The 17,075-nt window shown below is 65.6% G+C and carries 14 protein-coding genes; 11 read left to right on the forward strand and 3 right to left on the reverse strand.

The window, feature by feature from the left end; all coding sequences use genetic code 11:
- The first annotated feature begins 1,397 nt into the window (after window positions 1–1,397).
- From ACN22W_RS34425 to ACN22W_RS34435, 3 genes are all read left to right on the forward strand, one after another.
- Window positions 1,398–2,231: a response regulator gene (locus tag ACN22W_RS34425; RefSeq protein WP_193102583.1), complete on the forward strand. Its 834-nt coding sequence runs from the start codon at window positions 1,398–1,400 to the stop codon at window positions 2,229–2,231.
- Window positions 2,224–4,578: a sensor histidine kinase gene (locus ACN22W_RS34430; RefSeq protein ID WP_419690769.1), complete on the forward strand. Its 2,355-nt coding sequence runs from the start codon at window positions 2,224–2,226 to the stop codon at window positions 4,576–4,578. The genes ACN22W_RS34425 and ACN22W_RS34430 overlap by 8 nt, the downstream gene beginning before the upstream one ends.
- A 62-nt stretch (window positions 4,579–4,640) precedes the next feature.
- Window positions 4,641–5,033, forward strand: a complete 393-nt coding sequence (locus ACN22W_RS34435) for a cupin domain-containing protein (RefSeq protein WP_413464002.1) — start codon at window positions 4,641–4,643, stop codon at window positions 5,031–5,033.
- Between the two features lie 18 nt (window positions 5,034–5,051).
- Here ACN22W_RS34435 and ACN22W_RS34440 read toward each other — a convergent pair whose 3' ends face one another.
- From ACN22W_RS34440 to ACN22W_RS34450, 3 genes are all read right to left on the reverse strand, one after another.
- Window positions 5,052–6,044: a LysR substrate-binding domain-containing protein gene (locus ACN22W_RS34440; RefSeq protein ID WP_419690511.1), complete on the reverse strand. Its 993-nt coding sequence runs from the start codon at window positions 6,042–6,044 to the stop codon at window positions 5,052–5,054.
- Window positions 6,045–6,627: 583 nt separating this feature from the next.
- Window positions 6,628–7,488: a ferritin-like domain-containing protein gene (locus ACN22W_RS34445; RefSeq protein WP_419690512.1), complete on the reverse strand. Its 861-nt coding sequence runs from the start codon at window positions 7,486–7,488 to the stop codon at window positions 6,628–6,630.
- A gap of 31 nt (window positions 7,489–7,519) precedes the next feature.
- Window positions 7,520–8,467 carry a fatty acid desaturase family protein gene (locus ACN22W_RS34450; protein WP_419690513.1) on the reverse strand — a complete coding sequence of 316 codons (948 nt, stop codon included), beginning with the start codon at window positions 8,465–8,467 and terminating at the stop codon, window positions 7,520–7,522.
- Between the two features lie 576 nt (window positions 8,468–9,043).
- Between ACN22W_RS34450 and ACN22W_RS34455 the strand changes: the two genes are divergently transcribed.
- Genes ACN22W_RS34455 through ACN22W_RS34490 form a run of 8 tightly spaced genes read left to right on the forward strand, consistent with a single transcriptional unit; the run spans window position 9,044 to window position 17,075 of the window.
- Entirely contained in the window at window positions 9,044–10,804 is a 1,761-nt protein-coding gene (locus ACN22W_RS34455; protein WP_419690514.1) for a fatty acyl-AMP ligase, read from the forward strand.
- Complete coding sequence (locus ACN22W_RS34460) at window positions 10,801–11,511, forward strand: ABC transporter ATP-binding protein (RefSeq protein ID WP_129518298.1); 711 nt, start codon at window positions 10,801–10,803, stop codon at window positions 11,509–11,511. The genes ACN22W_RS34455 and ACN22W_RS34460 overlap by 4 nt, the downstream gene beginning before the upstream one ends.
- On the forward strand, window positions 11,483–12,700 hold the full coding sequence (locus tag ACN22W_RS34465; RefSeq protein WP_419690515.1) for an ABC transporter permease: 1,218 nt from the start codon (window positions 11,483–11,485) through the stop codon (window positions 12,698–12,700). Before ACN22W_RS34460 ends, ACN22W_RS34465 begins: the two co-directional genes overlap by 29 nt.
- Complete coding sequence (locus tag ACN22W_RS34470; RefSeq protein ID WP_419690516.1) at window positions 12,697–13,437, forward strand: outer membrane lipoprotein-sorting protein; 741 nt, start codon at window positions 12,697–12,699, stop codon at window positions 13,435–13,437. Before ACN22W_RS34465 ends, ACN22W_RS34470 begins: the two co-directional genes overlap by 4 nt.
- Window positions 13,427–14,767: a hypothetical protein gene (locus ACN22W_RS34475; protein ID WP_419690517.1), complete on the forward strand. Its 1,341-nt coding sequence runs from the start codon at window positions 13,427–13,429 to the stop codon at window positions 14,765–14,767. The genes ACN22W_RS34470 and ACN22W_RS34475 overlap by 11 nt, the downstream gene beginning before the upstream one ends.
- A 13-nt stretch (window positions 14,768–14,780) precedes the next feature.
- Window positions 14,781–15,878 (forward strand): hypothetical protein, encoded by a 1,098-nt coding sequence (locus ACN22W_RS34480; RefSeq protein WP_419690518.1) that lies wholly within the window; start codon window positions 14,781–14,783, stop codon window positions 15,876–15,878.
- Between the two features lie 59 nt (window positions 15,879–15,937).
- Window positions 15,938–16,192, forward strand: a complete 255-nt coding sequence (locus tag ACN22W_RS34485) for an acyl carrier protein (RefSeq protein WP_048248936.1) — start codon at window positions 15,938–15,940, stop codon at window positions 16,190–16,192.
- 7 nt (window positions 16,193–16,199) lie between these two features.
- Window positions 16,200–17,075 carry a hypothetical protein gene (locus ACN22W_RS34490; RefSeq protein WP_419690519.1) on the forward strand — a complete coding sequence of 292 codons (876 nt, stop codon included), beginning with the start codon at window positions 16,200–16,202 and terminating at the stop codon, window positions 17,073–17,075.

The raw sequence follows: 17,075 nt of genomic DNA on the forward strand, positions 1-17,075 counted from the left end.
CGTTCCGCTTGCTTCGTGACGCTCCGCTCTTCACTTTGGATGACTAACTAAACGACTGAGCAACGCTGCACGACACTCGCGATCGTTATCGCGATCACGCGACCGCACCCCGCATGTGCGTGGCAGCACGATGCGCGGCGACGATCGCCGGTTATCGAAACACGGAAGCCGACATCGCCGTCCCGGCGGCGGCACGATGCGCGACGCATGGCCAATGCACGCGCGTGCGCCGTCGCGCCGAACCAGCGGCGACTTCGGATCTCATCGGAAAGCGCCGTTCAGACGCCGGATGGACGGATGCCGGCCCGCACCTCGGGGCGGCCCGTCCTGTTTCATTCGGGAGGAGGATGACGTCGCGTGACCCGCGGGACTGAAGCATGCGCCGCCGGATCGCTGACGCTGACGGTCGGCACCGGTTCGCTCGAACCGGTCCGTTGACCTGCCATGCCTGTCGTGTTCATATTTTTCGTGCCCGCCTGATTCGATAGCGCACCGTACGCGACTGCCCCCGGACCTTCGAACCGCCAGGCTGCCAACGCGACGCCACTCACCCTTTCCGCTCAGCTTTCAAACGCATTTTCCGGATTTCCGGAAAAACATCGCCGCCGTGCCGAACGACCCCCGCATCGAATTAATCGATCGAATTTCCTTGACGATTTTTCTTTCTCGATGCTTCACACCCACACAAACCCGATCATTCGCCGGCTCTTCTTATATATCAACGGATACGGCGAAATATGAAGTTTGTATTACCCTCGTGCCAGTTATTTTCTTGCTGCCCCATTCCCAGATCTTGAGAATGCCATCATGCGATGTCACGTTTAACATCGCATGCTGAAGATACGACAGCGATATGCAATCCGCGTGAAACCAGCCCACCTCTGAAGAACCGATTCCAGCCGCGCCGGGGCTAGTGTGCAGGTGTTCTTCCAAACAAACCTTTTCCGGAGCGGAAAAACCCTTTTCCGGAGCGGACGGCATTTACATTCATACACACCGGCACGAAATCCGATTTACGGGCGAAAGAACTTTTGACCGTCTATCAACAAAATCTTAATCAGGCAAGCAGTGAATTGGCGGATTCAATTTACATCGAGCACCATCGACTTTTCGATACGTGACGCACGAATACATCGCCCGGGCCAAATCAAGTCCAATAACATTGAAACGGAAATAAAGACCGATATCAATATAACCATTCCGGAATATTTTTCCACCTCTTTCGTGCCAGCCGAACGTCGCGGCCGAAAACGCGCCGCGCCCCCGCCGGATATGCCCACACAGGCCGCACGGAATCCTCACAATCCGGCTGTTGCCGACATATAATTTTTCGCAACAATCGTGCACATAACGATGCTTTCAGCCCGTCTGGCCTACTTCCCTACCCGTTCGCAACCATGTCATCCCGCTTGTCCAGTCCGGCACCGCCTCGCTCCACGCCGGATCTCGCCGACGCACATATTCTTGTCGTCGACGATCGCCCGAACGACCTGCGGCTCCTGACCGAGATATTGCGTGTCGCGCGGTGCCGGATCAGCGTCGCGTTCGACGGGCTGCAGGCCTATCACCGCGCGCAGGCGATCGCGCCCGACCTGATCCTGATGGACGTGCGCATGCCGCGCATGGACGGGTTCGCCGCGTGCCGGCTGCTCGCGTCGACGCCGTCGACGCAGTCCATCCCGGTCATCATCCTGACGGCCGCGGGCGATCTCGAGGATCGCATCGCGGGGCTCGAGACCGGCGCGATCGACTACATCGTCAAGCCGTTCGAACCGGCGGAAGTGATTGCCCGGATCCGCAATCACCTGAAGCGGACGCGGCGCAGCCAGCCGTTCGCGCACCTGCCCGAACTGCCCGACAACCCCGAAGCAGCGCTGGTGCGCGCGGCGAGCGAGGTGCTGCTGCGCGACCTGCGTCATCCGCCGGCGCTCGAGGATCTCGCCAGACAGGTCGGCACGCATGAAAAACGCCTGTCCCGCGTGTTCCGCGACCATCTCGGCCAGACCGTATTCGAGTATCTGCGCGACACGCGCCTGCGCGCCGCGATGCATTTCCTCGCGGAGACATCGATGGGGATCGGCGACATCGCCGAGGAAATCGGCTTCTCCACACCCGGCAATTTCGCGACGGCCTTCCGCGAGCGCTTCGGCATCACGCCATCCGACTGGCGCCGCCAGCGTCATGCGGCCCATGCGCCGCCGACGCCCGGGGCGCACCATCACGATGCATAGGCGCCACGCCGCCTGGGCAGCGGGATGTCGCGCACTGCTGCTGCTCCTGATGGCGATGGCCATCACCTGTACGACGGCCCGCGCCGCATCGACGCCGAACCCCGCGCAACTGGAAGCCGTGTCGCTTTTCGAGGACACCGGCACGACGATGACCGCCGACCAGGTCGCCGACCGGCTCGCCGATCCGTCACGCAGTCGATCCTCAGCGACCACGCCGGCGTTCAACGTCGAGTTTTCCCGGTCGGCATGGTGGGTCCGCGCGACGCTCGGCAACCGCGGCAGCACGTTGCGCCCGCTGGTCCTGGTGTTGCGCGACGCGCGCGTCGACCAGGTCGACTTCTATCTCCAGCGGAACGGCCAGTGGACACACGCCAGCCGCTTCCCCGCCGCCGATGTCGAAACCGACGGCGACGCGAACCGGCAGCCATCGCGGTACCCGGTACTCGACGTCACGCTGCGCGCCGGCGAAAGCGTCCCCGTGCTGATCCGCGTCACGTCGCGCAAGGAAATGCGGCTCGCGCCGGCCGCGTACACCCGCGAAGCATGGTCCGCGCAGGAATCGCGCGCCACGATGTGGGACTTCGGTTTTTTCGGCGGGTTGCTCGCGCTCGTGTGGTGCGCGCTGCTGATCGGGTTCTTCTCGCGCAGCAGCGTGTTCTACGTGCTGGCCGCGATGGCGCTGAGCACGACGCTGTTCGAAGCGGCGTACCGCGGTTATGCGGCGATGGCGCTGTCGCCCGCCGCACGCGAGTGGGCGGCGCGCGGCGAAGAAGTGTTCGTGTACCTGTCGGTGGCATGCTTCATCGTCTTCATCCTGACGGTCGCGCGACGCGAGCAGGCCCGGATGCCGATGCGTGCCGTCTACATGGCGTTCCTCGCGCTCGAAGGCGTCGGCATCGCCGGTGCCGTATGCGGCGACCTGCTGACCTTCACGTGGTTCTGCCTGCGGTTGAACACCGTGCTGGGGATCGTGAACATCTGCGCGGCGTTGACGCTCGCGATCCGCCGGACGCCGACCGGCCGCGTGATGCTGATCGCGATCGCGACCGCCACCTTCAACATGCTGATCCGGATACTCGACGGCATGGACGCGCTGCCGCCATTCCTGTTCTGGCTCAAGTCCGATATCTATCCGAATCCCGTCATCGCGATCATCGGGCTCGCCACGCACCTGCTGGTGCTGGCCGCGTGGATCCACCACGTGGGCCGTCAGCGCACCGAGGCGAGAAAACGGCTCGAACAGTTCCAGCTCACCGAACAGGATCGCCTGCGCGACGAAGTCGCGAAACGGACGGTCGAGCTCAACGACGCGCTGCAGCTGGTCAAGACGCACATGCAGCAGAAGATCGAGACGCTCGGTTATGTCAGCCACGACCTGCGCGCGCCGCTGTCCACCATCAACGGCTACGCGAAGCTGCTGCTGCAAAGCGCGACGCGCGGCCAGGCGCGGCTGATCCGGTCGATCGACCGCAGCATCCGTTACCAGCTCGCGCTGATCGACGAATTGCTCGCGTTCACGAAGGCCGAACTGCAGCCGCTCGGCGTTGCGCCGGACACGAACAACCTGCCCGGCCTGCTCGACGACATCGGCCACTACGCGGTCGCGCTGTGCGGACAGCAGGACAACCGGTTCGTCTACCGGCCGGCCACGCCGCTGCCGCGCACGGTGTCGATCGACGGGATGCGGCTGCAGCAGGTGCTGCTCAACCTGTTGTCGAACGCGTCGAAATTCACGCGCGACGGCACGGTCACGCTGTCGGTTCATGCGGCGCGCGACGGCGATGCGTGGCGCCTGCTGTTCGAGGTGGCCGATACGGGCATCGGGATCGACATCACCGGAACCCGCGACATCTTCCGCGCGTATCAGCAGGTGCAGGCCGTGAACGGCGGAACCGGGCTCGGCCTGTTCATCGCGCAGCGCATCGTCGGCGCGATGGGCGGCGAGCTGACCGTCGCCAGCCGGCCGGGCGTCGGCACGACGTTCTCGTTCCCGGTCGTCGCGCCGGCCGTCGGACACGCGCTCGTGCCGGTGTCGGAGCTCGTCCGGCGGTTTCAGCCGGGCGACGATGTCGAGCCGGAAATCGCCGCGCCCGTGATGCACGGCCCGCCCGCCGATGCGCTCGACACGCTGATCCTGCTCGCCGGCGACGGGCGGCTCACCGATATCGAGGAATGGCTCGGTCAGGTTGCGGACGATCCGGATCAGGCCGGCTTCGTGCAGGACGTGCGCCATCACCTCGATATGCTCGATCTGCACGCGATCGAGAAACTGGCCCGCTCGCTGAAACGTGCACACGTTGCCGATACGTCGTTCGATGCCGAGACGGATTCGGCAGAACCGGCCTGACGGCGCAACCGCGGACAGTGCGACACTGGATCCGCATCCTTCATCCCTGCCTGGAGATCACCGTGCCCGTCAACGTGTTTGCCGAATCATTCGACCTCGAAGCCGCATTCGGCGATGTATCGGAATACTGGTCGCCGAAAGTCGTCGCACAGGTCAATGATCAGTACGTCAAAGTTGCCAAAGTGCGTGGACAGCTCGTCTGGCACGATCACGCGCACGAAGACGAACTGTTCTTCGTCGTGCGCGGACACCTCAGGATCGAATACGAAGGCGGCCGCGTCGTCGATCTGCCGGCCGGTTCGATGCACGTGGTGCCACGCGGCACGCTGCACAATCCGGTCGCCGACGACGAATGCTGGATCGTGCTGATCGAACCCGTGCAGACGAAGCACACCGGTGACGTCGCGTCACCGCTGACGCGGACGATCGACGAGCAGTTGCGCGCGGCGCGCTGAGTTCGTTCGTCTGTCTAACTAACCCACGCGATACATCGGCACGACATTGCTGTCGGCTTTCTCCGGCAGCGACGCAAGCGGGTGGCACGCTTGTTCGAGCAGCCAGTTGGTCAGCACGGCGATATCGAACTCGTTGCAGGCATCCGGGTTCTGGATGAGCACGTAGCTCCCGGACGCAACCGTACAGTGCGGAAACAGCTCGACGAGCCGGCCCTGCTTCAGCAGCCCGTCTACCAGCGGCCGCCGTCCAAGCGCGATACCGTGTCCGTCGACGGCAGCCTGAACAAGCTGGTCGTACTGGCTGAAGTGCAGCGCGCCGGCAGGCCGCAGGCGCGGCACACCGAGTTCCCTCAGCAGATGGCTCCACGCGTGCCATGGCCACTCGCCGCGCGGATCGTCGAGATGCAGCAGCACATGCTTGTCGAGATCCGAAGGCACCATCGACGCGGCGTCGCCCGAGGCCGACAACAGGCTCGGGCTGCAGACCGCAACGACGCGCTCGCGAAACAGCACTTCCGTGTCGTCGGTCGATGTACACGGCCCCGCATATCGCACGGCCAAGTGCAAACGTTTGCGTTTAAGATCTTCAACTTCGCTCGTTGCCGATACGCGCACGTCGATATCCGGATAGCTTGCCCGGAACGAACCGAGGCGCGGAATCAGCCACAGCGCCGCGAATGACACGGTTGTCGACAACGAGATCGAGCGCTGGCCCACGCTCGACGACAGCTTGCCGATCACCGATTCCAGGTCGGACAACGCGAACGCGATCGCGTCGTACAGTTCGCGTCCCTTGTCGGTCAGCGTCAGCGAACGGATGTGCCGGTGAAAGAGCTCGATGCGGAGCTGTTCCTCGAGCGCCTTGACCTGGCGACTCACGGCGGACTGCGTGACGTTCAGTTCCTGCCCCGCACGCGTGAAGCTCAGATGACGCGCCGCGCATTCGAAGCCCCTCAGGAAATCCAGCGAAGGCAGACTTCTCAATCGTTTTGCCAATCTCACATTAGCCATACCGCCGCCTCAAAGTTGCACCATCACCAAACAAGTCTCTATTCGTCTCCCAGAGTCGTTTCCTTTCATTTGAATTCGGAAACGATTTTATATTGAAGCATACATGCATCTCATTCTTATTTTCAATCATGACATTTGTATTTATCTATCAATTTTCGCGACCCCCACATTCTTACATAAGCGTTATGGAGTAACGATTTTGTAAATGAAGATGTGCACGATATTGCGTCGTGATTGATGCGAAAAATACCGCTCCCACAGCGGATTTCGGGCAGATTTCGCCGTTGCGTTGGCAGTTTTCACGCTACAACGGAGCAATCGCGATATGCCTACAAATCAATTTCAATTACCTGTCTTTTCAATTGATTTACCGTATTACGAAAACATGCAAAATACCGGCATGCATATCGAATGCATATAAATCATGAATTTACTGTTTATTGCGAACGACTAAACAGGTGGAATTTCGCTTGATTTCAACGCCGCCAGGAAATTGACACGCGGATCATTTCCGGAAATGGATATTCCGCCGATCGCGATTGGCGACCGGCGTTTTTTTCACCGCGTTGCGGCCCGCTCCCGACTACACGTCCGCCACCGCCGCGTCCACGCGCGCCGTCACCTCGCGGCGATAGCGGTTCAGTTCCTGCGCGGTCGCGAACGTGCGCTCGAACAGGATCGACAGGTTGTGCAGGATGCGCTCGACGACCTTCTTTTCCCACTCGCCGTCGAACCGGATCTGTTCGTCGAGCCAGCGCTCGAGCCATTCCGGATCGGGCAGGCGCGACTGCACGGTGTCGCGCGGGAACAGCGCCTGGTTCACGTGCAGGTTGGTCGGGTGCAGCGGCTTCTCGGTACGGCGCGCCGACGCCATCAGCACGCCGATCTTCGCGAACGCGGCACGCGCGACGTCGCCGCAGTTGTTCAGCTCCTTCTTCATGTAGCGCAGGTACGCGCCGCCGTGGCGCGCTTCATCGCGCGAGATCGTTTCGTAGATCTGCTTGATGACCGGCTCGGTGTGCCAGTCGGCCGCGCAGCGATACCAGTGGTTCAGGCGGATCTCGCCGCAGAAGTGCAGCATCAGCGTCTCGAGCGGCGGCGCCGGATCGAACTGGAAGCGCACCGCGTGCAGCTCCTCTTCGGTCGGCACCATTTCCGGCTTGAAGCGGCGCAGGTATTCCATCAGCACGAGCGAATGCTTCTGCTCCTCGAAGAACCACACGCTCATGAATGCGGAAAAGTCGCTGTCGTGCTGGTTGTCGCGCAGGAACATCTCCGTCGCGGGCAGCGCCGACCATTCGGTGATCGCGTTCATCCTGATCGTCTCCGCCTGCTCGTCGGTGAGCAGCGAAGCGTCGAAGCGGTCCCACGGAATGTCCTTCTCCATGTCCCAGCGAACCGCTTCGAGCGACCTGAAAAGTTCGGGATAGAGCATCGTCGTCACCGTCGTCGAAAGGCGTTCGGGCCAGGTTCGATCATGCCGACTGCGCGGACGCCGGCGCGCCGGCTTCGGCGTCGGGCCCGCGATCGTCCGCATCGTCGTCCACCGTGCGCGGCGACAGCCTGCCGCGCAGCAACGCGGCGTAGAACTGCCGGTACGTGCGGTGGTAGTAGCGGATCTGCGGCGCGATCGCGCCATGCAGATCGTGCAGTCGCTCGATCGGCAGGCCCGGCATCATGTGGTGCTCGACGTGATAGTTGTTGCCGTTCGTGAACCACGTCATGAACGCATTGCTCTCGATCGTCCGCGTGTTGCGGAACGGGTCGGTACTCGTCAGGTCGCAGCGATAGTGCTCCGGCATCTCGACCAGCGCGTGCACGGGCGCCGCGACGAGCACGAGCGGCACGACCCACACCCACACGACAAACCACGTATGCAGCGCGAACGACACGCCGGCCAGCAGCGCGATCGTCGCGACCATCAGCAGGTGATCGCGGCGGATCGCGCGCGACACGAGCGCGTTGTCGCCGAAGCGCGCGCCCGGCACGACGAGTTTCGCGACGTTCTTCGCGAACTGGATATAGTGCGCGGCCATCGACAGCCGCCATGCCCAAAGCCCGAGGTTGACGACGGGGCTCGCGCCGTACTGGTCGCCGTAGTCGAAGAACTCCTTGTTCTCGGGCGTGCCGAGCAACCGGTGATGCCGCAAGTGGCTGTCCTGGTATGCATGGAACGACACGAGCATCGGCATGCCGACCAGCACGCCGAACACCATGTTGAGCCGCTTGCTCCTGAACCCCTGGTAATGCAGCGCCTGATGCTGCAGTTCGACGCCGTGCGCATACATCGCACCGATCAGCACGATGCCGACGATCTTCAGGATCACCAGAGTCGACAGCGCGAACATCATGCCGTGCGCGAGTAGCGCGACGTAGACCGCCAGCTTCAGCGAGAAGACGACGCCGCTCGGGCGGCTTTTCATGTCTGCAACCGGTTTCGGGCGGGCGACAAGCGATGAGGTGACGGACAAAACGCTCTCCTTGGCCGGACCCTCGCCCGGCACCGTGGACATTGACGACGCTGGCGCGCTGCCGGGTTGCAATTCTTCTGTGAGTCGATGCTTCGGACAAACGAATTTTCCGAACGCATTGCATGACGCCCGCGCATGAGCGAACCACATCGTGAACTAGACGACTGGTCGAATGCGACCGACCGGTCACCTAGGGCCTGTTCCCGCTAATAACGGGCTTGCGCTGGCCCCACGAATGATTTTTTCCAAACAGGGGAACGCGCCTTGCCGGCCGTATTGCGGCGTCGATCGTCGCTTGTTTGGCGCGGCCAAACGGCGCTCCTCACTCCTTGCACTACGACCGGCAAGGCACGTTCGCAAGCCCGTTATTAGCGGGAACAGGCCCTAGTGAATGCGCGCTGCTCATGCATAGCCTGCAAAGATTCCGTTTGTCGCGTTGCGCCGATCCGGCAAGAATCCGCCTCACTCGACGAACGGCGCCGCCGGCACCGTGGCGCGAGCGGCCGTGTTCCTCAACGGGAGATCCTCGTGACGAAGTGCGCATCCACCATCCATCGCCTGATCGAATCGCTCGAGGACGTCGTGGGCGCCTCGCATCGCATGACGTTCGTCGACGATGCGGGCAACGAAGCGGACATCACGTACCGGCGCTTCGCGGAAGCGGTGTTTCGCCAGGCCGGCGCACTGCGCGAGCTGGGCGTCCGCGAGAACGATCTGGTGATGCTCGCGCTGCCCGCATCGATCGAACACGCCGCCGCGATGATGGCCTGCGTGATGACGGGTGCACTGCCCTGCACCGTGCCCGTCCCCGCGCGGCGCGCCGCCGCCGGGCGGCAGGTGGTCGATGTCGCCTGCGAGCTGTACCGGCCGCGCCTCGTCATCGCCGCGGATGCACAGTCGGCCGCCTGGCGCGACGATGCGTTTCCCGCTGCGTCCACCCGTGTCGTCGATCTCGCGACGCTGTCGATCGCCGCGGAAGCCGGCGCGCGTGCGCTGATCAGCGCGAAGCGCGGCCGCGATCCGCATCACGTCCAGCTCACGTCGGGCTCGACGTCGCATCCGAAGGCGGCCGTGCTCAGCCACGAGAACGTGGTCGCCAACGTGCTCGGCATCGGCGGATCGGTACGCTTCGACATCGCGGCCGGCGACGGCACCGCGTCGTGGCTGCCGCTCTATCACGACATGGGGCTGCTCACGCTGCTGTCGAACCTGCACTACCGCGCGCCGTTGCTGATGATGCAACCGAACAGCTTCATCCGGAATCCGCTCGGCTGGTTGAAGCGCATCGCATCGGCGCGCGCGACGACGACGTCGGTGCCGACCTTCGCGTTGCGCTACTGCGTGCGCCGTTTCAATGCCACTGCGATGGAAGGCGTCGACCTGTCCGCGTGCCGCAACATCTTCATCGGCGGCGAACGCGTGGACGACGCCACGCTGCGCGATTTCGCCGCGACGTTCGCGCCGTACGGCCTCGCGGCATCGGCGCTGCAGCCGTGCTACGGGATGGCCGAGTCGACGCTCGCGGTGTCGATGCACCGTGCGTGGCATGAAGGCACGGTCGACGGCGCCCCGTACGTGATCGCGGACACGCTCGACCGGCGCGCGCTGATCGAGCGCCGCGATGCGCAACCGGCCACCGCGAACGACCGCGACGAGCCCGAAACCGAAACCGTGCTCGCGATGGGCACGCCGATCGAAGGGATGGCGTTTCGCATCCTCGACGACGGCGACCACCCGCTGCCGGGCCGTGCGGTCGGCGAAGTCGCGATCCGCGGCACGTCGGTGATGCTCGGCTACCTGAACCCCGACGACGGCACGATCGCCGCGCCGCTGACGGCCGACGGCTGGTTCCGCACCGGCGACATCGGCTACGTCGCGGACGGCCAGCTCCATATCCTCGGCCGCAAGAAGGAAGTCATCATCATTCGCGGCAGCAACTACTTCCCGCACGAGATCGAGGAAGCGCTTGCGTCGCACAGCGCGCTGCGCAAGAGCACCTGCATCGCGTTCGGGCTGCCCGATCCCGAGACGGGCACCGAACGGCTGGTCGTCGCGATCGAAGCGCGGCCGGTCGATGCAACGCCGCAGACGCGCATCGAATGCCAGCAACTGCTCGCGTCGCGCATCGGATTCGCCGCGCAGGACCTCTGCTTCGTCGAACCGGGCTCGCTACCGCGCACGACGAGCGGCAAGCTGCAGCGCCTGAAGTGTCGCGACCTCTACGCGAACGGTGCGCTGCCCGTGATCCATGCGCCGGCGGCCGAAGTCGCACAGGGAGCGTACGCATGACGGCCGCCTCGCTCTCGCCGGTGCTCGAACTGCGCGACGTCACGCGCGTGTACGAAGGGGCCGGCCGCGTCGTTGCGGTGCGCGGCGCGACGATTTCGATCGGTCAACGCGACGTGGTCGCGCTGGTCGGCCCGTCCGGCAGCGGCAAGAGCACGCTGCTCAACCTCGCCGGCTTTCTCGACGTGCCGAGCACCGGCGAACGCTGGCTCGAAGGCCGCCGGATCGACGATGCGCCGGACACGCTCGAACGGATTCGCCGCGAGCGCATCGGCTTCGTGTTCCAGCAGTTCAACCTGATTCCGGTGATGTCGGCGCTCGAGAACGTCGAACTCGGCTGCTTCGCGTGGGGCACGCCGCGCACGCGCCGCGAACGTGCCCGCGCGATGCTCGACGCGGTCGGGCTCGCCGCGCGCGAACGCCACCGTCCCGGCGAATTGTCCGGCGGCGAGCAGCAGCGGGTCGCGCTGGCCCGCGCGCTCGCCAAGGAGCCGGCCATCGTGATCGCGGACGAGCCGACCGCGAGCCTCGACAGCACCAACGCGCAGGCGGTCGCCGAGCTGATCCTCGACACCAATCGCACGCTGGGAACCGCTTTTCTGATTGCGTCGCACGACGATCGTCTGTGCGCGCGCCTGCCTCGCCGCATCGAGATGCGCGACGGCGTACCGGGAGTGAACCGTGAACTGGTCGACGTTTGCGTGGCGTAACCTCTGGCGCAACCGGCGCCGCACCGTGCTCACGATGGCGATGATCGGCGTCGCCGCGTTTGCGTCGAGCCTCGCGCTCGGCTACGTGATCGCGACCTTCGACGCGGTGCGCGAAGGGTCGATCGACAGCGGCGTCGGCCATGTGCAGGTGCTGCATCACGGTTACCTCGACCTGATCGGCGAACGGCCGCTGCAATACGGGCTGACCGCCGACGAGCAGGCCGCCGCGGCACGCGCGGTGGCCACGCTGCACGGCGTCGCGACGACCGCGCGCGGCATCGACTTCGACGGGCTGATCTCGAACGGCGATCTCAGCTACGGCTTCGTCGGCGAAGGCATCGAGCCGAACCGCGAGCCGCCCGGTTTCTTCGACTATCACACGGTGCTGTCGGGCCGCTATCTGTCGCCGACCAACGCCGGCACCGAAGTCGTCGTCGGCGCCGAACTCGCGCGCAAGCTCGGCGTTCACGTGGGCTCGGTCGTGCAGCTGATGGCGTCGACCGCGCACGGCGGCATCAACGCGACCGACGCGCAGATCGTCGGCGTGATGAGCACCGGCAACAAGGACGTCGACGAGCGGATCGTCAACGTGACGTTCGCCGCCGCGCAGGCGCTGCTGCGCACCGACCGCGCGTCGCGCATCGCGGTGTTCCTGTCGGACACGTCCAACACACCGGCCGCCGCCGCAACGCTGCGCGCCGCGCTGCCGTCGCTCGACGTGAAGACGTGGGATCAGCTCGTGTCGCTGTATCACCAGGTCGTTGCGCTGTACAAGAACCAGTTCTCGGTGTTCGGCGCGATCCTGAGCCTGACGATCCTGCTGTCGATGAGCAACTGGATCCTGATGAGCATCGTCGAGCGTCGCCGCGAGATCTCGACGCTGCGCGCGCTCGGTGTGCCGGCCGCAACGGTGCGCGGCGTGCTGATCCAGGAGACCGCGCTGCTCGGCCTGCTCGGCGCGGCCGCCGGCATCGCGGTGGCGCTGCTCACGATGGTCGCGCTCAATCACGCGCAGATCCACCTGCCCGCGCCGCCGGGCCGCGTGAAGCCGATCCTGCTCGAATTCACGGTATCGCCGGCCGCCGTGGCCGCCGTCGAAGGCGCGTTCGTCGTGCTCGGCGTGGCGGCGGCGCTGCTCGCGACGCTCGGACTCGCCAAACGCAACATCCTCGAAGGACTCGCCCCATGATCCGCATTCGCGTTTTGTTCGCCGCGCTCGTCGCGTGCGCGCCGGTTGCCCATGCCGCCGACGCACCGACGGCCCAGACCATGCTTGCCCGTGCCGACGCGTATCGCAGCACGGCCGCCGACACGCAGACGAACATCGAGATCACGAACCTGGTCGGCGGACAATCCGACGACGCGACGCGTTATCTCGTCTATACGCGTGGCAACGGCGACACGCTCGCACTGACCCGCAGCGGCGATAACGACGGCCAGAAGTACCTGGCGACGACGCGCGGGCACTGGTTCTACGTGCCGAACACGCGTAGCGCGGTACGCATCAACGGGATGCAAAGGCTGCAGGGCGAAGTCGTCATCAGCGACATCACGCGCACGCATTGGGCGGACAGCTACCGCGCCACGGCCGCACCCGGCACGACGACGATCGCCGGCAAGCCGGCCACCGAGCTCGACCTGACCGCGACCGATCCCGACAACGTCTATCCGACGATCAAGCTGTGGGTCACGCCGGACAGCGACGTGCCGGTGCGCGCGCAGTTCTTCCTGGCCAGCGGCCTGCTGTTCCGCAGCGCCGATTTCTCCGCGCCGGTCGACGCGAACGGGCGCAAGGTGATCCGCAAGATCACCTATCGCAACGAGATCGAGAAGCAGCGCGCGAGCGTCGTCGACATGCTCGACGGCCAGCCGCGCAAGATTCCGTCGGGCTGGTTCAATCCCGACACGCTTGCCGATGGCCAGTGACCACGACGCCCATGCCGACGCCCATCGTGACCGCCCTCATCCATCGTCCGGCCGCGCCCGCACGCCGTGCCGGCGCGCATGGCAAGGTGCCGCGCTCGCCGTCCCGCTCGCGCTGGGCTGCACGCTCGCGCACGGAGAATCGCTGATGGACCAGCTCAGCACGCTGAACGGCATCGCGTACGCACGCTCGGTCGACAGCATGGACGGCCATGCGCTGCTCGGCAACCTGATCGGAGACCAACCGCGCGACCAGCAGGAAGCCGGCGTGCTCGCCCGCATCGACGGCGAGAACCTGTTCATGAATGCGCGCGTCGTGGCGAGCAATCACTCGCTCGGCGCGCAGTCCAGCCGCTTCAACGAGGCCGGCGTGCGCTACGCGTTCGACGACGGGATCACGCTCACGGCCGGCAAGCGGATCGACCCGCTCGACACGTCGCAGGCGTTCTTTCCGCTCGGCTTCTTCCAGAAGCGGGCCGCGACGGCGGACATCTACGATCGTTATGGCGACGTCGAAGGCACGCCGCTCGTCGAGGCGAAATGGGCCGGCGAGCAGACCACGCTGCAGTTCATCGCCGGCGAGAACCGCACGCTGCGCAACGACGTCGACAACCGCGACGTGCAGGGCGCGACGCAGCTCGTGCGCGGCGCGGTCAACTGGTCGGGCGGCTCCGCCGCGTTGCTGGCCGGTCGTCACGCGGGCCGCGGCGGCGCCGGCGCGACGCTGTCGTTCGACGTCGCACGCTCGAACACCGTCTATGCGAGTGCATGGCTCGAACGCGGCACGACGCGGCCGCTGCCGGCGTTCATCGCGAACGGCACGCCGCTCGATTCGCCGGCTGCCTACGACGCGGTCGACCGCCGCAACGACCGCCAATATATGTGGCGCAGCGCGGTCGGGATGCAGAGCGCACTGCCCGGCAACCTGTCGCTGATCGTCGAGTGGTCGCACGACGAGGCGCGTTACGACGCGAACCAGTGGCGCCAGCTGGTCCGCGCGGTCCGCGTGAACAACGCGCTGCTGCCCGTCGCGCCCGACGCCGCGCTGGCCAGCCTCGGCGGCACCGCCGATTTCGTGAGCGTCGACGGCAACCTGCGCGACTACCTGTTCGCACGGCTCGGCAAGAAGATCGGCCGCGTCGAGTACTCGCTGCGCGGCGTCTATTCGCCGCAGGACAAGGGCCTGCTCGCGATCGCCCAGGTCGTCGCCGACGTGAACAAGCGTGTGAGCGTCGATGTCGCGCTCACGCACGCATTTTCAGACAGCAACGCCGAGTACCGGATGGTCGGTCTCGGCACCCGCATCGACGCCGCCGTGCGCGTGCGCTTCTGACAGGAACCCTGCCATGTCCACGCTTTCCGTTTCCGCCTCGTCCGCTGCCCCGCTGTCGCCGCCGCTGCTGTTGCGCGTGGCCGACCAGGCCGCGTATCCGGTCATGCGCCACCTCGACACGATCGGCACGCCGCCGCGCGCGGCGGCCCGGCTCGTCGAAGCCGCCGCCGTGCGGCTGCTCGACAGCGAGATGGTGATCGCACTGCGCGCCGCCACGCCCGACGTGCTGCCCGATTCGTCCGCCTCGACGCCGCTGCGGCACGACGAGGCGCCGCTCACCGAAGCGCTGCTCGAACAGATCGGCCGCGAAGGCTTTCACCATCTGTTCAAGCCGTTCATGCGCGCGTTCATCCGCATCATGTTCGGGCTGTTCTTTTCCGAGGACCAGAACCGTCGTGCGTGCGACTGCATCGACGCCGGTCACAACTTCGCGTTCCTGATGAGCGACGGCGGCGGGCCGACCCTTGCCGCGTGGCGCACGGTCGTGCGCAGCGACGACAGCGGCCTCGCGCTCACCGTCGACAAGGTGTGGGGCATCGAGGCGCACCGCGACTGCATGGCGGTCGTCGCGGCCCGCTTGCCGGGCGTGATGTTCCCGGCCGCGTACCTCGTGTGGCCCGACGAGTATCGAAAGCTGAAGCGCGCGACCTGCGGCGCGCCGTTCCTCGCGGGCAACCTGCAGCTCGCGAACGTCGGCGGCCAGGTCCGCGTCGACGCCGAGGACCGCCTCCGGATCGGCGGCCCGACCGTGTTCAACAAATACCTGACCGTCGTGCGGCCGTACTTCGTCCGCGCGCTGATGGCACACGTCGACTGGCTCGCGCAGACCGGCCGCGTCGAACTCGATGCCGACGCGCGCGCCGTGCACCGTTTCATCGCCAGCGCCGCGCGCAGCCAGACCGACGACGCGCACTACAGCTTCGGCAAAGTGCAGCGCGTGCTCGCGATCAAGCTGCTGTCGAACGAGTTCCTGACGGCACTCGTGCGCGACGGCAAGGTGGCCACCTTCGACGACCAGCGCGACCTGCTGGCGTTTTCGAAGATGGAAGGCAGTTCGTACCGTTGTTATCACGAGCTTCGCAAGAGCCTGCGCTGCGAAGCCGGCAGTTGACCCACGCGACAGGCCGATCGATCCCGATCAATCCACTCAAAAACCCAGGAGCTCCTCTCATGACGACCCAGAACGTTCCGGCCGACGCGCTCGACATCCTGTCCCGCGAAGTCGCGAAGATCCTCAACATCGAGACCGTCGACACGGATGCCGGCATCGGCGAACTCGGCATCGATTCGCTGAACATCGTCGAACTGATCGTGTTCTGCGAACAGCTGTACGGTTCGATCGATCCGGAAGCGCTGAACATCACGCAATATACGACGCTTCAGCAACTCGACGCGCAGCTGCGCCGCCAGCAGCACGCCGCCTGACACGACGATGCTCGCGCCTCTTGCCACCGCGACGGCAGCCGCCGTCCAGCCGGCCCCGGCGACCGCGCTGACCGTGCAGGCGCTCGCGTACCGGCGCGTCGCGCCGGCGCGCGACGGCGCGGTCGTGCCGCTCGCCGACACGGCCATGGCGATCGGCGCGCTCGCCTGTGCCGAACGCGAGCGGTTGTGCGGCACGGTCTGCGCGGACGACTACGTGGTCAGCTCGACGATCCTGTCGATGCTGTTGATGAACGACTCGCCGGAGCACCGCGTGTTTGCGCAGGCGCTCGCCGGCGCGAACGACTACACGCCCGACTGGATGACCTGCTCGTACGAATGCGCGGGCTGGGGTTACGTGCTGCGCCGCGCGCTCGCGACGACCGCCGACACCGGGCCGCGCACGCTGCTGCTGCAGATCATCGACATCGACGTGCACGGCTACACGTACTGGCACGGCAATCCGGCATGGGGGCGCTCGGGTTTCGGCGTCTGCACGCTGCTCGTCGATGTCGGCCGCGAGCCGGCGCAGTCGGTGCTCACGGACGCCGCGCCGCCCGCCAGCGCGGTCGTGCGGCTGGGCCGCGACATCCGCACCTTCTGCGCGGCCCGCCCCGGCATGCACGCGGCGCTGCCGTTCTTTCCGGCCACGTCGCGCCGCGCGCTGCTGGCTTCCGTCGGCAAAACGCCGCTGCTGCCGGACGGCCACGGGCTGTTCGGTCATGCGTTCGGCAGCGATCCGTGGCTTTCGGTGCTGCTCGCGCATCGCGGCGGCGACACGCCGCGCCGCGCGGCCGTCTGCTCGCTCGCGCTGAACGGCTATTACGCGATCGCCGACATCGCGTTCGCGCCGGACGCGACGTTTTCTCTGCACGGCGAGGCGTGA

The sequence above is a fragment of the Burkholderia theae genome, from assembly GCF_048565265.1.
Classification (GTDB): domain Bacteria; phylum Pseudomonadota; class Gammaproteobacteria; order Burkholderiales; family Burkholderiaceae; genus Burkholderia; species Burkholderia theae.